The 24,550-nt window shown below is 29.8% G+C and carries 20 protein-coding genes; 9 read left to right on the top strand and 11 right to left on the bottom strand.

The genetic code is table 4. The annotated features are described in order from the left end of the window. Window positions 1–195 precede the first annotated feature (195 nt). Both MAGA_RS00100 and MAGA_RS00105 read left to right on the top strand, forming a co-directional pair. Window positions 196–858 (top strand): deoxynucleoside kinase, encoded by a 663-nt coding sequence (locus MAGA_RS00100; RefSeq protein WP_013021688.1) that lies wholly within the window; start codon window positions 196–198, stop codon window positions 856–858. A 1-nt stretch (window position 859) separates the two neighbouring features. Next, on the top strand, window positions 860–1,513 hold the full coding sequence (locus MAGA_RS00105) for a deoxynucleoside kinase (RefSeq protein WP_013021689.1): 654 nt from the start codon (window positions 860–862) through the stop codon (window positions 1,511–1,513). 44 nt (window positions 1,514–1,557) lie between these two features. On the opposite strand, the gene MAGA_RS00110 is transcribed toward MAGA_RS00105, so the two are convergent. The 3 genes from MAGA_RS00110 to MAGA_RS00120 all read right to left on the bottom strand — a co-directional run bounded on the left by MAGA_RS00110 (window position 1,558) and on the right by MAGA_RS00120 (window position 5,477). Further along, on the bottom strand, window positions 1,558–3,423 hold the full coding sequence (locus MAGA_RS00110; RefSeq protein WP_013021690.1) for a S41 family peptidase: 1,866 nt from the start codon (window positions 3,421–3,423) through the stop codon (window positions 1,558–1,560). 154 nt (window positions 3,424–3,577) lie between these two features. Beyond that, window positions 3,578–5,071, bottom strand: coding sequence for a BspA family leucine-rich repeat surface protein (locus MAGA_RS00115; RefSeq protein WP_013021691.1), 1,494 nt, complete (start codon window positions 5,069–5,071; stop codon window positions 3,578–3,580). Window positions 5,072–5,174: 103 nt separating this feature from the next. Continuing rightward, window positions 5,175–5,477, bottom strand: coding sequence for a BspA family leucine-rich repeat surface protein (locus MAGA_RS00120; protein WP_013021692.1), 303 nt, complete (start codon window positions 5,475–5,477; stop codon window positions 5,175–5,177). Window positions 5,478–5,813: 336 nt separating this feature from the next. Between MAGA_RS00120 and MAGA_RS00125 the strand changes: the two genes are divergently transcribed. Further along, window positions 5,814–6,842, top strand: coding sequence for an IS30 family transposase (locus MAGA_RS00125; protein WP_013021693.1), 1,029 nt, complete (start codon window positions 5,814–5,816; stop codon window positions 6,840–6,842). A gap of 154 nt (window positions 6,843–6,996) precedes the next feature. Here the strand turns inward: MAGA_RS00125 and MAGA_RS00130 are convergent, their stop codons facing one another. From MAGA_RS00130 to MAGA_RS00140, 3 genes are all read right to left on the bottom strand, one after another. Then, a complete protein-coding gene (locus MAGA_RS00130) occupies window positions 6,997–8,205 on the bottom strand; it encodes a BspA family leucine-rich repeat surface protein (RefSeq protein ID WP_013021694.1) in 1,209 nt (402 codons plus the stop codon). A gap of 183 nt (window positions 8,206–8,388) precedes the next feature. After that, window positions 8,389–9,294, bottom strand: coding sequence for a pseudouridine-5'-phosphate glycosidase (locus tag MAGA_RS00135; protein WP_013021695.1), 906 nt, complete (start codon window positions 9,292–9,294; stop codon window positions 8,389–8,391). A gap of 1 nt (window position 9,295) precedes the next feature. Continuing rightward, complete coding sequence (locus MAGA_RS00140; RefSeq protein ID WP_013021696.1) at window positions 9,296–10,195, bottom strand: PfkB family carbohydrate kinase; 900 nt, start codon at window positions 10,193–10,195, stop codon at window positions 9,296–9,298. A gap of 161 nt (window positions 10,196–10,356) precedes the next feature. Between MAGA_RS00140 and MAGA_RS00145 the strand changes: the two genes are divergently transcribed. The 6 genes from MAGA_RS00145 (at window position 10,357) to MAGA_RS00170 (ending at window position 16,490) form a co-directional block, all read left to right on the top strand. After that, entirely contained in the window at window positions 10,357–11,181 is an 825-nt protein-coding gene (locus MAGA_RS00145; protein WP_013021697.1) for an HAD-IIB family hydrolase, read from the top strand. A gap of 39 nt (window positions 11,182–11,220) precedes the next feature. Continuing rightward, window positions 11,221–13,188: an ABC transporter permease gene (locus MAGA_RS00150; protein WP_013021698.1), complete on the top strand. Its 1,968-nt coding sequence runs from the start codon at window positions 11,221–11,223 to the stop codon at window positions 13,186–13,188. After that, window positions 13,188–14,213 carry an ABC transporter ATP-binding protein gene (locus MAGA_RS00155; RefSeq protein WP_042509389.1) on the top strand — a complete coding sequence of 342 codons (1,026 nt, stop codon included), beginning with the start codon at window positions 13,188–13,190 and terminating at the stop codon, window positions 14,211–14,213. Before MAGA_RS00150 ends, MAGA_RS00155 begins: the two co-directional genes overlap by 1 nt. A 106-nt stretch (window positions 14,214–14,319) precedes the next feature. After that, window positions 14,320–14,667 (top strand): hypothetical protein, encoded by a 348-nt coding sequence (locus tag MAGA_RS00160; RefSeq protein WP_013021700.1) that lies wholly within the window; start codon window positions 14,320–14,322, stop codon window positions 14,665–14,667. 16 nt (window positions 14,668–14,683) lie between these two features. Beyond that, window positions 14,684–16,075: an MHO_1580 family protein gene (locus MAGA_RS00165; protein WP_235619428.1), complete on the top strand. Its 1,392-nt coding sequence runs from the start codon at window positions 14,684–14,686 to the stop codon at window positions 16,073–16,075. Continuing rightward, window positions 16,059–16,490: an MHO_1590 family protein gene (locus MAGA_RS00170; RefSeq protein ID WP_042509391.1), complete on the top strand. Its 432-nt coding sequence runs from the start codon at window positions 16,059–16,061 to the stop codon at window positions 16,488–16,490. Before MAGA_RS00165 ends, MAGA_RS00170 begins: the two co-directional genes overlap by 17 nt. A gap of 74 nt (window positions 16,491–16,564) precedes the next feature. Here the strand turns inward: MAGA_RS00170 and MAGA_RS00175 are convergent, their stop codons facing one another. The 5 genes from MAGA_RS00175 to MAGA_RS00195 are packed head-to-tail and all read right to left on the bottom strand — an operon-like array spanning window position 16,565 to window position 24,549. Then, a complete protein-coding gene (locus MAGA_RS00175) occupies window positions 16,565–17,899 on the bottom strand; it encodes an ABC transporter ATP-binding protein (protein ID WP_013021703.1) in 1,335 nt (444 codons plus the stop codon). Next, window positions 17,892–19,481 carry an ABC transporter ATP-binding protein gene (locus MAGA_RS00180; RefSeq protein WP_013021704.1) on the bottom strand — a complete coding sequence of 530 codons (1,590 nt, stop codon included), beginning with the start codon at window positions 19,479–19,481 and terminating at the stop codon, window positions 17,892–17,894. Before MAGA_RS00180 ends, MAGA_RS00175 begins: the two co-directional genes overlap by 8 nt. A gap of 7 nt (window positions 19,482–19,488) precedes the next feature. Then, a complete protein-coding gene (locus MAGA_RS00185) occupies window positions 19,489–20,502 on the bottom strand; it encodes an ABC transporter permease (RefSeq protein WP_013021705.1) in 1,014 nt (337 codons plus the stop codon). A 1-nt stretch (window position 20,503) separates the two neighbouring features. Further along, window positions 20,504–21,589 carry an ABC transporter permease gene (locus MAGA_RS00190; protein ID WP_013021706.1) on the bottom strand — a complete coding sequence of 362 codons (1,086 nt, stop codon included), beginning with the start codon at window positions 21,587–21,589 and terminating at the stop codon, window positions 20,504–20,506. A gap of 8 nt (window positions 21,590–21,597) precedes the next feature. Then, on the bottom strand, window positions 21,598–24,549 hold the full coding sequence (locus tag MAGA_RS00195) for an ABC transporter substrate-binding protein (protein ID WP_013021707.1): 2,952 nt from the start codon (window positions 24,547–24,549) through the stop codon (window positions 21,598–21,600). Window position 24,550: the final 1 nt, after the last annotated feature.

A 24,550-nucleotide genomic window follows, 5' to 3' on the forward strand; every position in this document is an offset into this window, starting at 1 on the left:
TAACAAAGAGATCATTATGCATTCTAGAACTTATGCAAAACAGACCAAAAAGCTTGTTTTACAGGCATATAAAACCAAAAATGAAAAAGTTTTTTTCTTTTTCTATACAGGTTATGATACTTTAATTTTTTGGCTTTTTTAAGTACTTAAAATATGTAAAATAATTATGTTTTTTAAAATTACAAGGAGAATGATATGCTAATAGGAATAAGCGGAATGATAAGCAGTGGCAAAAGCACACTAACAGCAAAATTACACAAGCACTTTAATACTTCATTAATGCTTAAAGAATATGATGAAGATAGCGAAGTGTTTAATACTTTTTTAAAATGACTGTACGAAAAGCAACCGAACTTAACTATTGGCTTTCAATCATATGTTGTGGAAAACCACACAACTAAATTAAGTGAATTAATCGATGAATTTAACAAGCTAAATAAAAATTGAGAAACGGATCATATATTTTTAGATCGTTTTAGCATTGAGCACTACATATTTGCAAATGTAAATTTAAGACCTAAAGGTCAAAATTATTTAGATGGTTATGATGCTTTATTTACTCATTTAATCACCAAGGATGAAACTCCTGATATTGCTATTTACTTAGATATGAGTTGAGAAACATTTCATAAAAGAATTTTTGAGCGTGGAAGACAAGTGGAAATTGATAATTTCTATGCTAATGAAGAGTACTTCAAGACTCTTTACAATTTATATAAAGATTTGTTTATAAAACAAGCTGAGAAATTTAATTTAGAGTATAGAATCATAGAAACCGACAACTTGAATGAAGATGAAGTTTTTGAAAAAGCTTTAGAAATTATTTCAAATCACAAAAACACCTTTAAAAGAGGCTAAAATGATAATTGGCATAAGTGGAATGATAAGTAGTGGCAAGAGTACATTAGTTAAAAAACTAAGCGATTATTATCCTAATTCAATCTTTATTGAAGAGTTTAGTGATGATGATCCTGTATTTAATACATTCTTAAAATGGTGTTATGAAAAACAACCGAACACCGATATTGCTTTTCAGTCATTTTTAATAGAGTCTTTAACAGATTCATTTTATAAACATAAAGAAGAATTTCTAAAAAATCACAACATTATAGAAGATCATATATTTTTAGACAGATTTATTTTAGAACACTATATTTTTGCAAAAGCTACTTTGAGCAAAAAGAATAAAAAATATTTTGAAGCATTTGACAAACTTTTTGCACACATTTATGATTCGAAGTGTAACCCAGACTTTGCTCTTTTTATAGACATTAACTGAGAAACTTTCAAGCAAAGAATATTTCAAAGAGGCAGAAAAGTTGAAATTGATAACTTTTATGAAAATGAAGAATATTTTAAGCACCTGCTCAGCATTTACAAAAGAACTTTTGTTGACTTGGCGTCAAAATACAATATACCTTATGTAATAATAGATTCAAATAATAAAAGCAATTCTAATGTTTTATCTGAAGCAACAGTTGCAATTGCAAATTACTTAAAAAACAAAAAATAAAATCAGGGGTTCCTGATTTTTTGTATCTATAAAACACATATACGTTAATTTTTGTTTACTATAGCTTGAATAAACGAAGCATCAAATAACTTTTCATAATCATTAGATCCATCACTATTTTTAGGAAATTGAATGTCAGGGTTAACGCCATTTTCGTAGCTATCAAAATTTTTATTAGCAAAAACATTGTTACTACTTAAAACTGTTATATTGCCCGTAGGAAAAACAGACATTTTTAAGTATGAAGCACCACCAGCTGTTTTAAAACCCATTATTTTAGCAATCTTATTATCTTTAACAATACCAGTAAATAGATTACCTGAAGAATAAGTTATTGGTGAAGTTAAAAGGAAAAACTTAAAATCCTTCTTCAATGTTTTAGACTGAACTTGCATAGCTTTTTTAGAACCTGATTTCGGATTAAACAACTTGTAGTCAAAAGGTTTATCAGTTAGAAAACCCATAAGTTCAAACACAGCATATAAAGATCCGCCAAGCATATGAGAAAAATCTAAAACAACATTAGTTATTCCTTTGGACTTGTACTCATCAAGTATAGGACTAAGATAGTCTGTAATTCCATTTATGAGCGCATCAAAACGCACAATTAATGTTTTATTGTCGGGCGTTAGTGTTGTTGTAATGAAATCATTTGTTGGGCTAGAATCCATTTTCTTGAGTTTAAAATATAGTTTTCAGTATTTTTTTATTCTGTTTGTGTCATTAAACTCATTGTTGAAATCATCATATTGGCTTTCGGTTTGATTGTATCCATTCATAAACAATTTTGTGTGTAAATCATTCAAGCTATTTATGATTTTATGAACTGTTTTATAGTGTTTTTCGTCTGATTCCAATAAATGTATTTTATGTTTTTCTAAAAGTTTCAAAGCTCAATTTTCATCTTTACCTTTTATTCCATAGAAGTTATCAAAAAGGAAATGCAAGAATTTAAATTGAAACTCTTTTAATTCATTTGAAAGATATTTATTATACTTTCCACTATTTAACTTTTTTCTATACTCTAAGTTTTCAGGATTGTGCAATTGATAAAAACTAAATATTAATAGTTCATTATTATTAAAGTAGAACTGATAAGATGATTCGGCCAAAATTAGCTGATTTAAAACAGCAAAAGGAAGCAAAATTTTTCCATTAACTTCTTCCATTTTAAGATCATATTTTTTTAGGTCTATAATAACAGGATTATCATTAATACGAGATTCATTTTGAATGGTGAATCTTAAGTTGTGCTCACTTTCTATTGGTAATATAGAGTCTAAAAACTCATAGCTTGATAAAGTTAATTGTTGATTTTCATAATCAAATTTAATAGAATGTGTTTTATTCAATAAAGAGTTATCAGAAGTCGAATTATATTTATTTATAGAGTTAATGGTAAAAATATTATCTTTATTAAATCAATCAATTTTCTTGTGTAGGTTATAAAATTTGGACTGGTAATTAACATTCTGATAACTTTTGTCAATATCAATTATTCCATCTGAAATTTTTAAAAAGTCATCAATTGAAACATAATTTATGCCATCAATATTGTAAAAGTCAATTTCACTAATTTTAGGATTGATATATAAATCTAAAGATTTTATTTGATAACTTGTCTTTTTGAAAGATGGAGAAAGAATTTGGGCTTGACTAACAGACTCCTTATCAAGATGATGTTTATCTGGTTGATGATTAGCATCTTTTATTAATTTTGAATCAGCTGACTTTGAATTTTTTCTATCGTTATTTTCATTAGCAGATTTTGTTTTATTTTGATTTTTATTAGTTTCTGGAAAGCCTGTTGTTGTTTCATTACTATTTTGAATATTAGTGTTTTGATTACTGCAACTGATTGTTGTTAATAATAAGCCTGTAGTCAAAAGAAATCCAAGACGCTTTTTCATCTAATCTCCTGATTTATAAATCAATAAAATTATTTGATTGCACATTTGTTGCGAATCTCAATAAACAATTAAATTTTATTTTGTTTGTGCAAAACTTCATTAAAAAAAATAAACTAAAACTAGTGTAAAAAAGCACAAAAAGAATTTTATGTGCTTACTTTGACGAATTTGTTCTAAATTTAGGAGGCATATGCTTCTGCTGTAATTTTGAGTCTTTATTTGTAAAATGTTGATGATTGACCGCTGAGTGAAGTTTTCAGTGACTGATGTCACGATCAAATGATTTTGCGCTTCCAAACATTCCATACATTGATAAAACTTTTTCTACTTTCCAACTTTTAAGTTCTTGATTAAAGTTGTCAGTCTCAGCAAACATTCTGTCCATACTTTGTACATTAGAAACATTTCAGCTATCTAATTCGCCATTGAAGGAACTTGCTCCCCAAAACATATCTGCCATATCTGTGACATTATCGGTTTTTCATCCGCTTATATCTTGATTAAATTTTTGCGCACCAGAAAACATAGAGTACATTGATGTGACATTGCTTGTATTTCAAGAACTTAAGGGCTGGTTAAAGCTAGTTGCTTCAAAGAATGTAGAAGCCATACTTTTAACATTAGATGTGTCTCATTTGTCTAATAATTGATCAAAGTTAGATGCCTTACTAAATGTTGAAAGTAAGTTTTTTATATTTTTAGTGTCTCATTTATCCAAGTTTTTAACTTCTTTTTTCTTTAAACCGGCGAATGTTTCGGTAAGTGAATCAATTTTTAAAGGAAGATGTTCAGGCACTTCGACTGTGTTTTCAGGAACTGTAGCAGTAACAATAATATCTGCCGATTTGCCTTTAAAATAGCCTAATTGTTTCACTATAATATCTTTATCAGTAAACACTTTGAGTTCCTTATTTTCCTTTATGTATGAAACGGTTTCATTAGATTCATCTCCTTTAATAGCATAAATTAAAGGAACTGAATCTTTTATATCTCCAAATCTTAAAGTAAGATTCTCTTCTCCAATAAGCAGATCAATTATTTGTTTACTGTTATCCTTTTTTATTGACTGGTTTGTTAATTTATTTTCTGAAAGTTTTAAAAATTTTGATGACTTATCATTAATATATACTTTTAATTGTTCCAAAACATCACCATAAGTATGAAAATCAGCAAAGCCATATTTATGTTTTTTTCATAAAGCAACTATTTTTTCTTTTAAACTTTTTTGCTCCTTTGTTGTTATTTTTTCTTCAATCATAACCGGCTTGTGTTCTGTTTTTTCAGAAACAGAAGGCATTTTAGCATAAGTCTCTTCTGTTAAGTTATTGCTTTTACCAAGTGTAGTTGGTGACTGATCTGCAGGCATAACATCATATTTATTATCTTTAGGAAGATTCTCAGCATTATTTTTTACATTATCATCAGATGTATAATTCATATTATTACTGTTACTTGCATCAGAGTTAGATTCAGTATTTTGCTTATTTGTATTCGTGCCCTCAGATTCAACAATAGAAACAACAACATTTCCAGAATTTATTGGAGTATTTTTGTTTCCGTTTTTATTCTTTGTGCAACTAGCGGCAATTGAAGTTAATAATAATGGCGCCGAGCTAGCTATTAGAAAAAACTTGTGTTTTGTTTTCATGATAAAAGTCCTTATATTTCTTGATGTTATACTCAAACTAATAAAAAATTAAGCAGATTGTTGATTAATTGAAAAAATCAAATAAAGTTAAACAATGTAATATTTATCTGCTTCTATTTGAAGGAGTTTTGAACTTAGGCGGCAAATGATCATGATTTAATGCTGAATCTCTGTTTGTAAAATCTTGATAGTAGACATTATCAAAAAGTTTTCAAGAACTTATGTCTTGGTCAAATGATTTAGCTCCACCAAACATTCCATACATAGACTGTACATTTTCTACATTTCAACCACTAATATCTTGGTTAAAATTGTGTGCATCAGCAAACATTCTTTCCATACTTTTTACATTTGAGACATTTCAGTTACCTAATTTACTATTAAAGCTAGTTGCTGCTCAAAACATTCTTGACTATTCATTAACGAAGTAAAAAGCACCACAAGTTAACTTGCGGTGCTTTCTATTGCCTTTTGTTAAAATTTGAGTAACTAACTTAAAAAGAAAGGCTTTTAAATTATATATGATTAGCAATGACAAAAATACTAGTTATTCAACTGACATATGCTTGTTTAAAAAAAACTAAATTTGCACAGCAAGTACAAGTTTAATTATGTACATTATGTGATTGATGAAACACATTGAGATGAAATACTAACTAAGTCAAATCTCAAAACCAATAAAAATAACATTAGCCCATTAAGACTTAAAGAAATTCTTGAAAGACTAATTGCAGGCTATGATATGAAAACTGTTTCTAACATCGTAGGGTTTAAATCAAGATCAATTTATAACTTATTTGACAGAATTAAAATTGAGACAAAGCGTGGTTATGCTAAATACCAAAAGAAATGTAAATTGTGTGGTATGGATTTAAAAGGCAAAACGATATATGTAATTAGTGCTCTCAAATTTTTAAACTTAATTGAAACAAGGAACGATTCAAAAAGATTAGAAAACAATCCTAAATTGCTGATGAAGCACATTGACTTTTTTAAGTTTTACGAGCAGTTACTATACTTTTATTTAAAGAATAGAAATAGTTTTAACTTGGAAAATAAAGCCGTTAAACAGTCTGTTGCTAGCATTATTTTTAAATACATAAGAAAACTAGAAGCACAAGGAAAACTTCAGAATTCATATATTCCATCAGTTCAAAACTTTTACCGTATATTGGCTAAACATAGTACTTTTGGTCTAAAATTAGATATTCTTCCATATAAATCAAATGGCAAATATGGAAGCCGCACAACTGTAAAGCACGAAACCAAGAAAAAGACAATAGGCAAACTTATTACTGAACGTCCAGAATCAGTTAATTTAAGATTAAATGACAACGATTATGAAATGGACACTGTAATTGGTTTAAGATCTGATAATTATTGCATTCTTACATTAATCAACAGAAAATCTAGAATGTTTTATTGCACTCTATCTAGAAGAAATGCAAAAGCAATAAAAGAAAATTTAGAGAAATTGATTAAGAACAATAATCTTATTATTGACACATTAACTATTGATAACGGAAGTGAAAATTACAAACTTCCAGAGATAGAATATATCAGAGAAATTTTTCATTGCCACCCTTATTCATCATCAGAAAAAGGTAGTATCGAAAATGCTCATAGACTATTAAGAAGATACGTTCCAAAAGGAAAATCTATAGATAGATATGTTGGTCAAGATCTAAAACCAATAGCAGATTTTATAAATTCACACCCAAGAATTTATAAAGGAATTTCTGGCTTTAAATGTGCTAAGCAAATGCAATAAAAATTAACATCAACACAAAATTCCGCACTTTTGAGTACTCAAAAGTATCTTTTCTTTATTTTTTTTTACTCTTTTAGTCATTCTCTTGTTAGAACTTCCAAAAATTGGTATTATTTTTCCGATACTCAAAAAAGGCGCTTTTTACTTTAAGAATTTATAAAAACATTCTTGACATATCTGTTACATTTTTAGTGTTTCATTTGCTGATATCTTGATTAAAACTTTCAGCACCGGCAAACATATCTTCCATTGAAGTAACACTATCAGTTTTTCAATTGCTTAAAGAACTATTAAAACTTTTTGCATCTGCAAAAACTGAGGTCATATTTTTAACATTTTCTGTGTTTCAGCTTTCTAATGATTGATTAAAGTTAGAAGCCCCATAAAATGTCGACAGAAGACTAATTATGTTTTTAGTATCTCATTTATCTAAGTTTGTAACTTCTTTTTCTTTCAATTCCTTGAATGTTTCAGCCAATGAATTAACTTTTAATGGCAGAGTCATTGGAACTTCAACTGTATTTTTAGGGACAGTTACAACTTTAAAAAAGTCACCTTTTGAATCTTTATAGTATCCAAGTTGATTTATCACAATTTTTTTAGAATTAGTAATATTAAAATCCTTACTTTGAGTACCATAAACGTAAAATTGACTATTATCCTCGCCTTTATATGAATAAACAGTTGGGACCGTGTCCTTTATGTCACCAAATTTTAGAGTGAATTTCTCATCACCAACAGATAAGTCAATTATCTTTTTTGGATTATTTTTGTTAATTGAATCATTAGCAATGTCACTATTAGTCAAATTTAGAAATTTTGAAATTTCATCACCTACATAAACTCTTAGCTGTTTTAATACATCATCAAATGTATGAAAACTCGCAAAGCCGTACTTATGTTTTTTTCAAATATCTTCAAGCTTCTTACGAAGTTTTTTAGCTTCTTCAGGAGTAATAGATGGAACTTCTACAATATTTTCCTTTATGCTTGGTTCGTTTCTTGGTGGCATATCATTAATATTGTTTAGTTTATAAGTGCCAACAATTTCCATTTCATCTGTATTTGGTGAAGTTTGTGTATTTAAGTCATTGTTCTTTGGTGCTTCTTGATTATTGTCATCATTACTAGTAGTTGAATTAGTGTTGTTTTCAATTGTGGAAGATTCGACAGTACTGCCACTATTTTCAACAAAACTTGCTGAATTAGTTTCAGTTTTTTCATCAGCCGGAATTTCTATCCTGCTGGCATCAGTATTTATTATCTCAGGAACTGCAGAATCGCCTTTTCCACAGCTAGCTGCAACAAAAGCTATAGATGCAGAAGTAAAAGGGGTAATCAACAATAGTTTTTTAATTTTCATAGCTTTCCTTATAAAAATTTTTGACTAAAATATAATAAAAAAATGTTAACTATTTCAAATTATGAGTCCTTAATTAATCGGAAGTATTTTAAAGCAAAGTTAAAAATTAATAGATGTAACTGCAAAAAAATGTGAAAGTCTTATGGAACTCTCACTTTTTAAAGTTATCAAAGTAAAAATAATTTATTTTAATTTAGCAAACTCAACGGCAATTTCAGCCGCAACTTTTGCATTATTATAAACTAATTGAATATTAGCTTCAAGACTTTTGCCTTCAGTTAACTCAAGCACCCTAGATAATAAATATGGTGTTGTTTTTTTACCACTAATACCTTCATCATTTGCCTGCTTTATAGCCTTATTTATGTTATCCAAAATATAATCATACTTAAGGCCATATTGCTCAGGAATAGGGTTAGCTAAAACAATTCCGCCATTTGTAAACTCTCATTTTTCCTTCATTATAGAAGCAACTTCATAAGGAGAGCGAATATTATATGTTGTATTAAATTCACTAGATGAAGAATAAAAAGCAGGCAGTTTATCAGTGTTATATCCTAGTACTTCAACACCTTTAGTTTCTAAGTATTCTAATGTAAGACCTAAATCTAGAATTAATTTGGCGCCAGCGCAAACTACTAAAATATTATTTGAAGATAATTCTTCCAAATCTCTTGAAATATCAAATGTTTTCTCAGCCCCTCTATGAACACCGCCGATTCCACCAGTTGCAAAAACAGAGATTCCGACTTTTTGTGCAACTAAAATTGTTCCTGAAACAGTTGTTCCACCATTTTTCTTGTTAGCTAAAACATATCCAAAGTCTCTCTTGCTAGTTTTGATAACATCTTTTAATTTAGCAAGCTCATTTATTTCATCATTTTCAAGACCAACATGAATTATTCCGTTAATTATGGCTATTGTTGCAGGAACAGCACCTTGCTTACGAATTATATTTTCCACATTAAGTGCCATTTCAACATTTTTAGGATAAGGCATTCCATGGGTAATAATTGTTGATTCTAAAGCCACAACAGGTCTTTTATGTTTTAAAGCGCTTTCAACTTCCTTACTAAAAACTATATTCATATTAGTTAACCTCCATATATTCTTTTATTAAAGTATTCTCATTTAATTCGTCATTAACTGTTTTAACACTAAGAAGTGTAAATTTTGAAAAAATTGTTGCAATCTTCAAAATTTGTAGCTTATTAATAAGCCCATAAATTAAGCCTGCACAAAATGCATCACCAGCGCCAGAAGCAGATAGGGGCTTTATAGAATTAGGTCTGTAAAATTCAGTTTTTTCTTCTTTATCAAAATACAAGCTGCCATTTTCTCCATCAGTAATCACAACTGCTTTTGCTCCATTTTTAACTGCTTCTTGAGCCAATATAAATATATCTTTTTCAGAAGAATCAAGCAGATTCTGAAACTCAATTTTATTAGCTTTAACTAGCGAAAAGTACTGTAAAACAGGCTTAAACTTTAAAATCTTATGAGAAGAAACCCCTTCAGCAATAATAAATTTATGACCATAATTTTTGCAAATTTTAGTAATCAAGTCTTCACTAAGATTAGCATCCAGACAAATATAAGTGGCACTGTCCAATATGTCTTTGTACTTCATTAAATCATCATAATTAACTGCTTCAGTTATTTTAGTATCACTAGCAGCAACATTCATATCAGAATTCTTGTCTAAAAAAGCGACGTATTTGGCTGATTTATAGTCATTTTTGACAATTAGTCTATAACTAATTAAGTCATTATCTAATTGCTCTTTAATTCATTGTGCCTCTAAATCATTACCAACAGCAGCAATTAAAGTTGCGTTGACATTTGCAAGCTTTAGATTCTTTGCAACATTATAAGCAACACCACCCAATGTGCTATAAATATTTGAAGGATTAGAGTCTTTTAAGACAATTTCATTATCGATCTTTGCATAAAGATCATAATTTACTGAGCCAATTACAACAACATTCATAAGCCTCCAGTAAAGTTTTGCTTTCCATAATTATAGTGCACACAATAAACATTTGCTTAATAAGCCAAATATATGATTTTAAATTTTCCATAAATGTTCCCACCAAGCTAATAGTTACTAACATTATTGGATAAACTTAAAATTAATATAGAATTTAAATTATGAAAAATGTAGTTAAACCTAAGATCATTTTTGTTGATTTAGATGGCACAACCATAGATTTAAAAATTAATGGTCATAAAAGAATTAGTGCTGAAAATTTAGAGTATATAAAAAAAGCTAGAGAAGCAGGAATTGAAGTTGTTGTTTCAACAGGCAGACCGCCAACTAAGCCATCAAATGTGTTTTTAGAACCAATGCAATGTTTAGATAATTTCATTGCTTGGAATGGAGCTTACATTAAGCAAGATGGTAAGGTGATTCACTTTGGTAAGTTTGAAAAAAACGATGTTGAGAAAATCTATAGTGAAATAGTTAAGCACGGCATAAGTGTGATTTTTAACTCTGACACAAAGGATTTAGCTTTCACACACAATTGATTAATATCAATTGCATTACGCTGAACTAGAGGCAAAGCAAAAAGATATAGACATTTTAAAAATGACACTGAAATTAACAAAATGGTGCTTTGACACCCATGCAAGAAAAAGTTATATGCTTTTGCAATGATGCTAAAGGAAAGATTCAGAGAGACATGTGAAATAGCCTTTACAGGCAATCGCAATGAAGTTTTAGAACTTACACCAACAGGCTCAACTAAAGGCTTAGCGGAAATAGCTTATGCTAAGGCTAGAGGCGTTAGTCCTGAAGAATGTGTGCATATTGGCGATACATTAAATGACGCAACATGTGTTAACCGTGTTGGCCAATTAATTGCCATGAAAAACTCAACCCAGAGTCTTAAAAATATTGCTGATGTTATTTCCCCATTTACCAATAAAAAAGCTGGATTGGGAAAAACCATTGAACACTTTTTTCTTAAATAAACAATAAAATTTAGCCGCTAAATTTTAAAAGGAGGAAAAATGGGTGCATTTTTCAGAATGCAACTTAAGATTTACTTCCGCTTAGCAAGCTCTTATATTTCACCCTTAGTTATAGGGAGTTTTTATATAATCTTAGTTACTTGCGTAAGACTTGCAATAGGCACAGGTGATGTGCAAAGAATATTAGACAGCAATCAGTATATCGAACTTTCAGCTAATTTCTGTATGATAGCTTCTTTTGTTATTTCATCTTTTGTAACACAAACATTTTTTTATCGTTACAAAAACGAAGGAATAGAATACTTACTTTATTCAAAGCCAATTAGAAGAAAGCACATATTTTTTACTAACGTGTTAGCTAGTGTAATTGGTCTTATTATTTCAATGGCATTAATGAGCACAATGTTTTTTATTAGTCAGCTAATTATTCCATTCAAATTTACAAAAGCACTGCTTTCATCATTATCATTTTTTGGTGCAGGTTTATTATGCGCCACTCTTGCTTTAGGAATAGCAGCAATTGTGCAAAATTTTGTAGAATCCAAAGTGTTTCAAGTTATAGTGTCAGTTATTCCTGTTTTAGGAATTATGACGCTAGGATTTATTAAGTTTTCATCAGGTACTGATGTAATACAAACCACGTATCAAGCTGCTAACAGACCAATAATACTTATTCCTAATTCGCCTGATTTAAAGGGCGATTCGTCAAAAGCAGTTGAGAATTTAAATAAAAGAATTAAGTCTCAAGATGATTTATTAATTGAGAATCAAAGTACTGCTAATATGCTAGAAAATCAAGAAAATTTAGCATTTAATCCTTTTTCTAAAACCTTTAAAGTTGAAAAAAGAGAATCAATTGAAGAGTTAGCAAACAAAGTTAAAAAATCATTTTACTCACACATATACTGGTCAAACTTTAAAGAATATTATTTCCCTACTTTTACAGCTTATGATAGAAATTTAAGAAACTGAAATGTCACTTTAAATTACAACATTTTAGACAATAAATCAAGCGTAATAAATAAAAAAACTGGTGAATTAAATAAAGATGCAATTGAATATCTAAAAACCAAGTACAACTTAGACATCAATAATCAAATTTTGGTTAAAACAACAAGCAATGATCTTTATTCTTTAGGCTACAACATCAGCAATTTCAAGGACATATTTGATTGAGATAGATTTGAAGAAAAACCACTTTTTAGAATTGGTTTTAATGACATTCAAAATAGAAATTTTGAAAACTTTGATGAGTTCACTAAAAAAGTAATTAATAAAATCTTAGAGAAAAAGAACTTTGACTTAATAAAAAATGTTCTGTTCAATATTTTAGGCCTAAAAGGCTATTTAACAGGGACTGTGGACGCGGTTAATGCTCTAGAAATAATTGATTTTCTAACCGGATTAACTAAATATACATTGCTTGAAGAAAAACATAATTTTGATCTTGTAAAAACCAAAATTGAAGAAAAAGCCAAAAGTGAAAAAGATCAAAACCTTAAAAAGTTGCTTGAGCATTTAAAAGATAAGAGCACTATCTTATCATATGATTTGTTACAAAGCCCTAATTTTAAGGAGTATTCGTCAGCACTTGATGATTATATAAAGGCAAGATTTGATACAAAAACACTTAGTGAAATTCAAAAAACAAGATTAAATAGTTATATATCAATTATGCGTGAAAGAGCAATTAATGCTTTTAGCCAACTATTTTGAACAATTAATATATTTAATATAGTGGGCGAAAGGCAAAACGGTAATTTTGCTAATTTACTAGAGACCAAAAATTTGATTCCTTATTTATCAGAAAGCAAAGACAAATTCAGCAAATTCAACAAAAACTACAAACAAAGCATCATTAAAGTAGTTAAATTAAATGACAATTTAATTGAACTTGAAAGAAAAAATTACATAGAAACACCGACATCCATAGGAATAACACTTTTAGTATCATTGACATTTATAACATTAGGCTATTTACAATTTGAAAGAAAGAATTTTAAATAATGAAAAAGAATAGAAATTCATTAGTTTCAATTTATAAAAAATGAAGAGAAAATAGCCATATGTTTGCTGAAGCTAAACATAAACAGTATCATAAGCCTGAAGCTGATGTAGCTCTTTCGGTACAACATTTATCAATGATATTTAAAATTGCCCCACAGACCTATAAAAAAGCCGTAGACGACTTGAGTTTTAATGTTAAAAAAGGACAATTTCATGGCTTTGTAGGCAATAATGGATCTGGCAAAACAACGACAATAAGATCCATTTTAGGTTTCTATCCTGGTATGTTTGGAAAAATATTTATTAACGGCTTAGAATTTACCAATTCATCTGCTAAAAAGAAAATAGGGTATATTCCTGAAGTGACTATTTTTCCTAAAAATTTATCAGCTACTGAATATCTTTACTCACTTGCACTAATGTCAGGAGTTGATAAAAAAGTTATCAAAGACAGAATAAATTATATTATGGACAACTATGGTTTTCATGTGCCAGATATGTCCAAAAGTCCTGCTTATATGTCTTCAGGCCAAAAGAAATCTATTATGCTAATTCAAGCGCTCATTAATGATCCTGAAATTTTGATATTAGATGAGCCTGCTGCTAACTTGGATCCTAGTTCAAGAATTAAACTGTTTAATACTTTAAAACAGTTACATTTGGAAGGCAAAACAATTTTTATTTCTAGTCATATCCTAGATGAATTAGAAAAATATATTGACAGCTTTACTTTGCTATCTGAAGGAAAATTATTATACTCAGGCTCGATAAATGATTTAGAAAAAGACAACAATCATTTTAATACTAAGATAAAAGTGAATAACCATCTGCTTCTTAAGCCATATTTAGAATCAAATAATATAGACTTTTATATTGAAAATGATATTTTATACTGCAACCTTAAAACAAATGAAGACAAGAATAATTTAGTTAAGGAAATATTAAAACTGAATCTTGAACTAATTTCAATTACTAAAAACACACAACCTTTAATCAGCAGATTTTTTGAAAAATCAGAAAATTAACTAGAACAAATTGCAAAAAATGGGAAAAACAGGCTTCTTTTCCCATTTTTTTCAACTTTTTTATCTTTGCCATAGAAACTCCCTTATTTATAGTGAAAGGAGAAAAATGGACAAAAACCATTATATAAAAGACACAACATCAGAAATTCCAATCAAAGAAAAAATAAACATGATTAAAACTCTTTGCTTTATTGATAATGAAATGAACAAAGCAAAATTAATAAGGGAAAAGGCAAGCAAATTATTTGGCTACAAGGATGATTCGTTAAGTAATTATAAGTCTAGGTTTTATGGAACATTTGACTATATGAATGAAAACAATGCAGAATTTATTAAACAATATTTTATAGATCATAATGAAAATAGTGCTAAAAGTATTATGTCAAAATCAGCTTATTATAGATTAAGAAAAAATGCAATTGAGGAGTTTGTTTACTATTATATTACCAGGTAATTTATTAATAAGCGATTTGAATAATAGCACTATAAAACAGTCAAATGTGGTTTATATTGACAACAGAGAATATCTAACTAATGCCACGGGCATACGATATGTGGATTGATCTGATTCTGGGAAAGCATTTTCATTTTTTGATACTTCCTTAAAAAGGCATAAGAATTTATTTAAAAGAGGAGCCATTGAAATTAGGAGGATTTTTAATGGCAATAAATTTGTACTTAGATATTGAAGAGTTTCACCTACATCAATTGATAGTGACGAAGATTTAAGCTTTAGCCTCTCAATTAATAATAAGGTAGTTGAGCAAACACCTGAGAACACACAGAATATAAAGTTTTACAAAGATGAGCTTGAAAAGAATTTTGATGAATATGATTCTTTAAAAGACACTAAATACTATGTTTCTAGAACAACTGATGGTAGCGCAATGCTTCAAGTAATGACCCTTACTTCTGATTATTTAGGCTTAACATTTGATGATTTAGAAAATATTGTCGTAACTTTTCCAATTAAATCAATCTACTCAGCAAGCGGTCGAGACCATGACTTTTGGGAAGTCAAATTAAGCAAATTACATAACAGGGATAAAACAATAAATGCAATAAAAAATAAAGCTGTTATTAAAATTCCTGAGTATTACAATTTCAGATTCGATGAATTTGGTAAAACAAAAGAAGAAGTGAAATATCTGAATATGAACATTAACATTAACCCACTATCTCAGGATAAAAAGTTAGTAAATTTAGTTCAAATTAAATCAGAAAGTAGCAAACATAATGAAACTGGATTCTACAAAAGAGAGTGAGAGGGCACTCCTTATTTAAAAGAAACATATCCAAACCAGGACAGTTTTGACGGTCTTAAAAAAGTTATGGATGCGAACGCTCATTTTATAAAAAATCAGTCATTTGGAACCCTGTTAATTGATTCTATTCATAACCAATCTTTAAGCAAAAGTGCAATACCAGTAGAGACAGAAACAACATCATCAATTTATAACAAAGGCGTGGATATAAAAAATATAGTCATAAATGATTACTATGAATTTGACTATAAACAAGGCAAGTTGGTAAATTCAGTCTCAGGTCAAAATAAAGGTCTATTCATACCTTTTAATTTTAAAGGCAATTTCAATACTAGTTATAGACTGATATGAAAGACAAATGAAAAGAGCAAGAATTCAGAGCACAGTGTAGTAATAAACAATAGTCAAAAAGTGATAAGACCTATGTTGGATCCATATTCAGGATTAATAAAACTAAAAATTAATGATAAAAGTGATGAGAGAACGCAACCTTATAAATTTAAATTTTCAAGTGAGCAAATAAAAGAAATAATTGAACTAAAGGAAAATCCAACAATAGAAATGTTTGAAAGGTTTAGAAATGGGCAAGAAAGCTAAGTGAATTCTATATCCCACACTAGCTACAGCAGGTGTTGCAGCAACAGTAACACCATTTGTTGTGCTATCTGTTAAAAAATCTAACGGAAGCAAAATAATCCCTGTTGAAAAAGAAAAAATAAATCATTTATCAGTTTCATTTCCTAATTTATCGCCAGCAAGCTATTATAAATTCATTAAATTTGACGACAATAATGTCCCATATTTAGAGAATAATATTGTGTCTGCAATTGTCAAGGATGTATTATCAAAATTGTCTGATTATGAAAAAGATATTGAATTTGATTACGAATTTATTAATCCTGGAAAGTTAGAATTACACTTTAAGTTAAACTTAAATCCAACTCCTGAATATAAGAGTTACAAACTAGAAATTTTTAAGGATAGTAATTATTCTAAATTAATTGTTCATTAGTAATTTAATTTAGGTAAATTATGAGAAGAAATAAAGCCAAAAGTTCTATAAAACAATGTTAAACAAAAAAGAGACTAGTGTCTCTCTTTTGTTCCAGATTCAAGCCTGTATTGTTCTATTTCAGAAGCAGTTGCTAGAACAAAATGTTTGTTTCCAACATTATGTCACTTAGGTTGATATTCTTCTGTATAGTTATGAATTTTATGATCATAAATTTTTCCCATAAGAGAGCCCTTTTCCTTTTCAATAGAAGGAACGGCATCTAGCAAGCTCTTTGTATATGGGTGGTAAGGGTTATTTATAATTTCATCAGTTGGGCCAATTTCTAGTAAAGTTCCACGGTTGATAACAGCTATCCTGTCAGAAACATATTCAACCATTCTTAAGTCATGGGCTATAAATAAAATTGTAAGGTGGTATTTTTCTTTTAAATCATTAAAAATATTTATAACTTGTGCTTGTATTGATACGTCTAAAGCAGAAATTGGTTCATCAGCTATTAATAATTTAGGCCTTAAAACAACAGCTCTACAAATTCCAAGACGTTGTTGCTGACCACCTGAAAATTCCAATGGGAATCTTCCTAAAACAGTGTCATCTAAACCAACTTGTTTCAAAATGTCTATAACTAAAAATCTCTTGCATTGCTTTTCAGAAAGACTAGACATTTTGTCTCTTTCTTCTTTTTCAACCAAAATCTTCTTATATATGTCATCATAAATTTCTGGTTTTTCACTTGCTCTTTGCTCTAAAAGTTTAACAAACTCAACAAAAACAAAATTGTATGATGATTCAATAGTTTCCCCCTCTTCTTGATATTTTTTAAGAGGAGAGTCATAAATAATATTTTCAGGATCTTTTAACTGAATCAAGCTATTTATAGCCATAAAAGTTGCTTCATCAAAGTCAGTAAGATAAATTAACTTAGCATTCTTAGTATTTGATAAACCTTCACCAACAACATATTCAACATTTTTAAAAGGGTTAAGTGAGTTTGTTGGATCTTGAAAGATCATTTGAACTTTGTTTACCATAAAGTTAATAGTATCTTTGTATTTTTTACTAAACTTTCACCCCTTATCAATGTTTTTAGGCACAATTCTATCTAAAATTTTAATTTGACCAAACTCATAAGGAGTTAGACCGATGATGGCTCTACCTGTTGTAGATTTACCTGAACCAGATTCCCCAACCAGTCCTAGAACTTCACCATCATAAATATTTAAATTTAAATCTTTAATAGCAGGAAATGATTTAGCACCCGAGCCATAGACAATGTCTAGGTTCCTAATTTGAACCAAAGCATTTTTTTCTGGATAAGCATTAAGCATTTCATCTGTTCCTTCAACAACTTCACGATAAAGTGTGTTACCAAAAGCTCTTTTTTCAACATAGTACTGTTTACTCATTTATGCCTCCACTTGAATCGCCATAATACTTATCAAAAAACATTGATACTTTGCCCTTGTTGGCTGTTTTATAGACTTTTTTGGCAGAATTATTACTTTCTGTATCTGGTTTCTTTGAAGGCTCATCCCCAGCATTTTCATTATCATTTCTTTTTTCTAGAATGCTTTGTCTTTCATCATTTAGCTCATTAGCTATCTTATTATGTTCATCAGCTTTTTGCTTGTAATGATCATATACAGAGTTATCCACTAAAAAGTTATCACCATAAATAGATTTTAAGGTTTCGTCATATTTATTTCATAATTTTCTAATAACTTTAGGCGGCTCGTATTCAGGAGCTTGCTCATTCAATAAATTGCTTTTTACAAAATGAGTTGGAGAAATTTGATACATTGGTGGTTCATCAAAAAAGTCTACATTTAAGGCATAATCGTTACGAACAGCAAATGCATCACCTTCAATATTATTTAAATTTGAAGGCACTGCACCTCTAATAACTTGTAGCCTTTCACCTCTATTATAATCAGGCATTGATGTAATCAAGCCTCAAGTATATGGATGCTGAGCATTGTAAAGAATTTCTTCTTTTGTGCCTGATTCAACAATCTGACCTGCATACATAATATTTATAAAGTCAGATATAGAAGCAACAACACCTAGGTCATGAGTAATAAAGGCAATTGCTATATTAAAAGTTTCTTGTAACTCTCTAATAATGTCAAGAACTAAGGCCTGCACAGTAGGGTCTAGAGCAGTAGTAGGCTCATCCATAACCAAAATTTTTGGTTTCAATGATACAATTGATGCAATTGCAACCCTTTGAATCATACCCCCTGAGAGCTCATGAGGATATTTCTTCATAATATCTTCAGGATTGTTAATTTTAGTTAATCTCAAGTATTTTAAAGATTCTTGATAAGCTTCTTTTTTGTTTTTTACTAGCTTATTAACTAACATACCTTCCATTATTTGGTTTCCAACCTTCATTGTTGGATCCAATATTGACATAGGGTTTTGGAAAACAGCAGAAATAATTCTTCCTCTTAGTTTAGATTTCTCTCAGTTATATGTTGTAAAGTTTTGCACTTCTAGACCATATAATCTAATCTTGCCACCTTCAATTATGGCATTTGATCCAGTAAGACCATAAAGTAAGGATGTAATAACAGACTTGCCAGAACCAGATTCACCGATAAGGGCATGAATCTTACCTTCATATATTTTTAAGCTTGGTCCCCTAAGTACTAAGTTCTTTTCCTTAGGATTAGCAGGATTTTTAAATGTTAAGTAAATATCTTCAATTTCAGCAGCAACATTAGTTGGGACTCCAAAAACATCTTCGACTTTTGTGCCTGTAAACAAGTCAACTTCGGTTTTATCTTTTTTAAATATTCTCTTGATTTGCTTACCAAGGTTTTTTCAGTAGTCAATAAAACTCCTTCAAAAACCTTTATCTTTTTCGGCCTTTATTTCCATCATATCTAAAGGCGCAGGAAAATTATTATAAATAAGTGGTTTAGGAAACTTTTTGTTATAGCCTTGCGATTTATTATGCTTAATTTGTGTTTCTTCTTGATTCATATTTTTCCTATCTTTGTCTTAGCAAGCTATCTTGCACTGCACCTGACATTAATTGAATAGAAGCAGTAACTAAAATAAGCATAAATGAAGGTACAAGTACATAACGTGGGAAAACTGTAAAGTTTTTTGATCCTTCACTAATTAAGTTTCCTAAAGTAGCGACGTTTGGAATAGACAAACCTATAAAAGCTAGTGATGTTTCTGAAAGAATAATTCCTGGGATGTGAAATACTATTTCAGTAATTAGTAGCGGAATTAAAATTGGCAAGTAATTCATCAACACTTTATATGTTGGAGTTCCCAAAATTTTAGATGCACTAACTCACTCAAATGACTTAGCACGCAATACTTGAGAACGCATTTGGTTAGCAATACCAGCTCATGATGTAAATGATAAGGCAAAGATCATTACTCAGAAAGTTGGCTTAATAATAATAGTAATTGTAATAAGAATGATTATTGATGGAACGTTTGAAATTATTTTAATAATGAAGGTCATTATTTTGTCAAATATTCTAAAGTGACCCATCATAATTCCAATAATTAAGCCAACTATAACTTGAATAAATGTTGCAATAAATGATAAAGCAAGTGAATATCTAAGGCCATATCATAATCTAGCTCATAAGTCTCTACCTACTGAATCTGTACCAAAAATGTGACCGTTTGTAAAGAATGTTTCAAATCTGTTTTCAACAGACAATTCTAATGGGTTATGTTTTGTTACTAAAGGAATAATAAGAGCTAGCAATATTAATATAACAAGAGTTACAAAACCAAATACGCCAGCAAATGAGCGACTAAAACGATAGAAGAACTCAACAAAAGAATTTTGTTGCTTATGCATTTTGCTAGTTTCATTAAACTCAAATAAATTTCCAACAATTTGTCATTCTTTGTAAGCTAAAGGTCTTAAAAATCTGTTTGGTGCTAATTCTTCGCCAAGGACATTATTTGGGCTTTCTTCCCTTCTTTTTCTCTTATTGTTTCAATTCTTAATTCATTCAGATAGCTTAGCCATTTTAGCCCTTTCTTCTCACTCTTGGGTCAATTATCTTATAAAGTGCATCACGGCATGTATATGAAAGAATTGTTATTAAAGAGAATAAGGTCACCATAAATAAAATTATATTAAAGTCCTTTGAAGTAATAGCATTAAGCAGCAAGCCACCAGAACCAGTTATAAAGAAGATTTGTTCAATAAACACGCTACCAATAAAGCTACCGAATATAACAACTGGGAAAAATGTTGCAATTGGGAATAGTGCTGGTTTGAGTGCATGTGTTCAAACAAAACGACGTTTTGTAATACCTTTTAGATAACAGAATTTGCAGTGTTGTGAGTTTAGTTCTCTATTAAGTTCAGTTCTTATATATTTAATATATACAATTATTGAACCTAATGAAAGGGCTAAGCCAGGGAGAACATAAGTTGAGATATCTTTTTCATTGAAAATATATGGAAGATTTAATTTTCTGCCTATCAATAAGAGCCATAGGGCAAATACTAGTGATGGAATTGATGAGAAAATTGAGACAACTAAAGTCGCAATATGATCAGGAAGTTTATCAGGATTCATACCTACATAAACTCCTAAAGGAATTCCCATTACTAAAGTAAGCATAACTGAGAAAATTCCAATTAAGAAACTCTTGTAAAAACGTACTCACACAAAATCATTAATTCTTTCCCCAGGGAAAACTGATAACGAAATTCCGAAGTCTAGGTGAATTATGTTTTTCAAATAAATGCCATATCTAATAATAAGAGGCTGGTTTAATCCGTATTTTTCTTCAACAGCTCTTCTAGCTGCTTCATCTAAGCCGGCTGTTAAACCTGTGCCACCAGGAACTGAGTTAATTAAGAAGAAAGTTATAGTAATAACAATAAAGGCAACTAGAAAAAACTCTAAAATGACTGCAAATGCTTTTAGCATACTTGCCACTCAAGGCGATTTTATGTTAAATATTTTTTGATGTCATTTTAACTTACGTTTAAATTTGTTATCAAAGTCTACTAGTTGCTTTTGTTCAACTAATTTTCCTGATATTTCTGAAAGATCATCAACAAAAAATGAACTTTCATTTTTCTGTTTTAAATTTTCCATAAATACTCCTATAACTCCTCTTCTCTTACATCAGTTGGCAAGTTTTTCTTAGGCGGAAATGCCGTGTCATAAGCAAATTGTAATGAGTAAGTAAATAAACTTTCAGTACCACCTACTCTAGAAATTTCTCAGTAAGTATCAACTTCCATTAATGGCACAACAGGTGCAGCTTCACGAACTATTTTTTCTAAGCCGGCTATTATGGCAAAAGCACTTTGTTCAGTTCAGCCTTCTTTTATTTCTTCATCAGTAAACTGGTTAGTAAAGAATGATGTGACTCTGTCATTAAATTGACTTAATGATTCGTGTTGAATATGTCCTTGCTCGTCTTTGTATGTTTCTTTTCTTAAAGAAAGCTCAACAATTTTATTTCAAACTCTTTCAGCAGAGTTAGCTAAACCTAAACGGAATTTGATTTTATCAACTATCTTTTTATCTTCATCCGAAATTATAACTTTGCCGTTTTCATCTAATTTATAGCCTAATTCTTTAAAGTACTTTTCATATGTTCATGAACCCGAAGGGTTGTTTCTAAAACCAGTTTGCTTAGCATTTTCGCTATCTATACCATCAGTTCTAAAGAACACTTTTACATAACTATACGCATCAGAACCGAAGGCATCAAAGTTTCTATAAAGCAAGTCAAATTCACCTTTTGTTCTAAAGTCTTCATAAACGTTTTCAGGCAAGCTCTTAATTTCTATATCTAAAAATCCATTAAATGCTTTAGACATAAAATCTTGTAAGGCAATACCAGCATTTTGATGCTCGTCAGTTGAATTTGAAATATATTTAAGTGTTATTTTCTTCAAGTTAGGATGTTTTTTCTTAAATGCATCCATATATTGATTAGCTATTTTCAATTGAAAACCTTTGTCAGTTCTATCAACATGTTCAAATTTATATGATTTAGACAAGTGATTTAAGTGACTATAGTTTTGCACTGGAATAGGTGTTTTAAACTCAGTGTCATATTTTGTATATGTTTCCAAGTGGTCAAAACCTACTTCAATAGCATCACCAAATGATGAAGATCCTTGACCAAAAGCAGTTCATGTTATAACTGGATATGAAGAGTTTCAGCCAACTATATTAAGCATTTCATCTCTATTAATTGCATAGTAGATAGCATTTCTTAAATCTTCATCATACAAGTATTTTGAATCAGAATTGTTAGAAAGCTTTCTAAATCTTTCATCATCAAGGTTGAAAGCTAAAGCAATTGTTCCAAAACCTGATGATTTTTTCATGTATTTTCTATATTCTTTATCAGTTCAGTATGCTAATTGTTGAATTGCAGGAATTCTAGTTGCTGCTATATATTTATCATCATATAAGGCTGCATTTATATTAGGATCAGAGCTAAAGAAGATTTTGATTCTTTCACTTGATGTTTTATCTGAAGAATAATATTTTGGATTTTTAGTAAGCAATAAGTATCCTTGTGGACCAAGCACTAAATCGCTTAGAAGAAAAGAACCAGCAGTTAGGAATTTTTCTTGTTTTAGTCCAAATTCATTAATTCCACCGTTTATTTCTACAAACTTACGGTTAATTGGGAATAAGTTTGACTGCATATCTTGCACAACATTTGACAGTGACGAAGGCTCACTCGCTGAGTATTCAACTCTTAATGAATACTCATCTAGAGCTAGTTCTCTATGTCATCTATAGTGTTTAGGTTTGAATGAATCTATAAAGTCATTAACTAAAGTATTTTCCTTATAAAGCTTATTTACAGCCTGATTATATGAATCAACGTTGCTGTCATTGTAAGAAATTGAAAGCTTAGCTTTTAGTGCTCTTGATTTTTTCATAAGTTCTTTAAACAAATCAGAATACTTTTGTCTAGGATCACTAAAAAGATATTTCTTAATTTTTACAGCTTTACGTTGTGGAATTTGTTTTAATTCCTCTTCACTATGCTTGCCATGCAAGTATTCAGGGTTAGGAAGCATAATGATTGTTTCGTCCTTGTCAGGATCAAAGTCAGGTGAGTATGGAACACTTGAAAGAATTTCTCTATTTGAATAATTTCAGTAAATTCTTCCAGAATATAGTCCTAATTTTTTAACTGCATCCTTAAGTTTATCTAGAATTTTGCGCTCTTTAGTTTTGAGTTCATTAACTTCACTTTGGCTTAAATTTTTGCCCTTAAATTTACCGTCTTTAAGAATTTGTTCAATTTGTGATGGATAAAGTTCTTTATATGACGGATCGAAAACGTCATATATAACTTTTTTATCTATTTTTTTAAATAATGGATATTGAAATGGGTTTTGGTAAGTGATGCCAAATTCTTTTATGTACTCTTGCTGAATATCAACAACAGCTTGTGCATAAGCGAACTTTCTTTGCAAAATAGTTGTTAACTTTTGACTACCTGTTGATAAGTCTAGAATATAGTGAATGGCATCAATATAATCATCAGCAACTACTTCGTCGCCATTGCTTCAACGACTCTTGCCTTCGTTAAGCAAAATGTTCATAGACTGAATTGCATTACCACCAGATTGCAAGATGCTTACTGGCTGATACTCATCTCTGTCAGAACTAAGCGAACCAGTTGTTGAGCCCAATTGATCAAGTGGATAAAATCTAGAACTAGGAGTAGCTGCAGGGGCAACTTTTTCAAAATATTTATCAATTTGAGTTTTGCCCTCTTTAATTTCTTGCGGAGTTAGTCTTTGTTCATTGTTATATGAACCAATAGGTAACTCAGGAAGGCTTAAAATTCTTTTAAGCGCTTCATCAGGAGCTGCTTTAATAGGAGCTTCAACTAAAGATGGCAAGACTTTATTAACAGATGAAAACTTAATGTAATTAAGGGAGTTAATAGGTTCAGAAACTAGGCCAAGGTCATAATTTCTTTCAATTTTGCCGCACTTAGCAGCCACAAGTGGCACTAAGGCAGAATTGAATGCAATTGCACCTAATAAAAGCTTTTTAATTCTTTTCATG

This window comes from Mycoplasmopsis agalactiae (genome assembly GCF_000089865.1).
GTDB classification, from domain to species: Bacteria; Bacillota_I; Bacilli_A; order Mycoplasmatales; family Metamycoplasmataceae; genus Mycoplasmopsis; species Mycoplasmopsis agalactiae_B.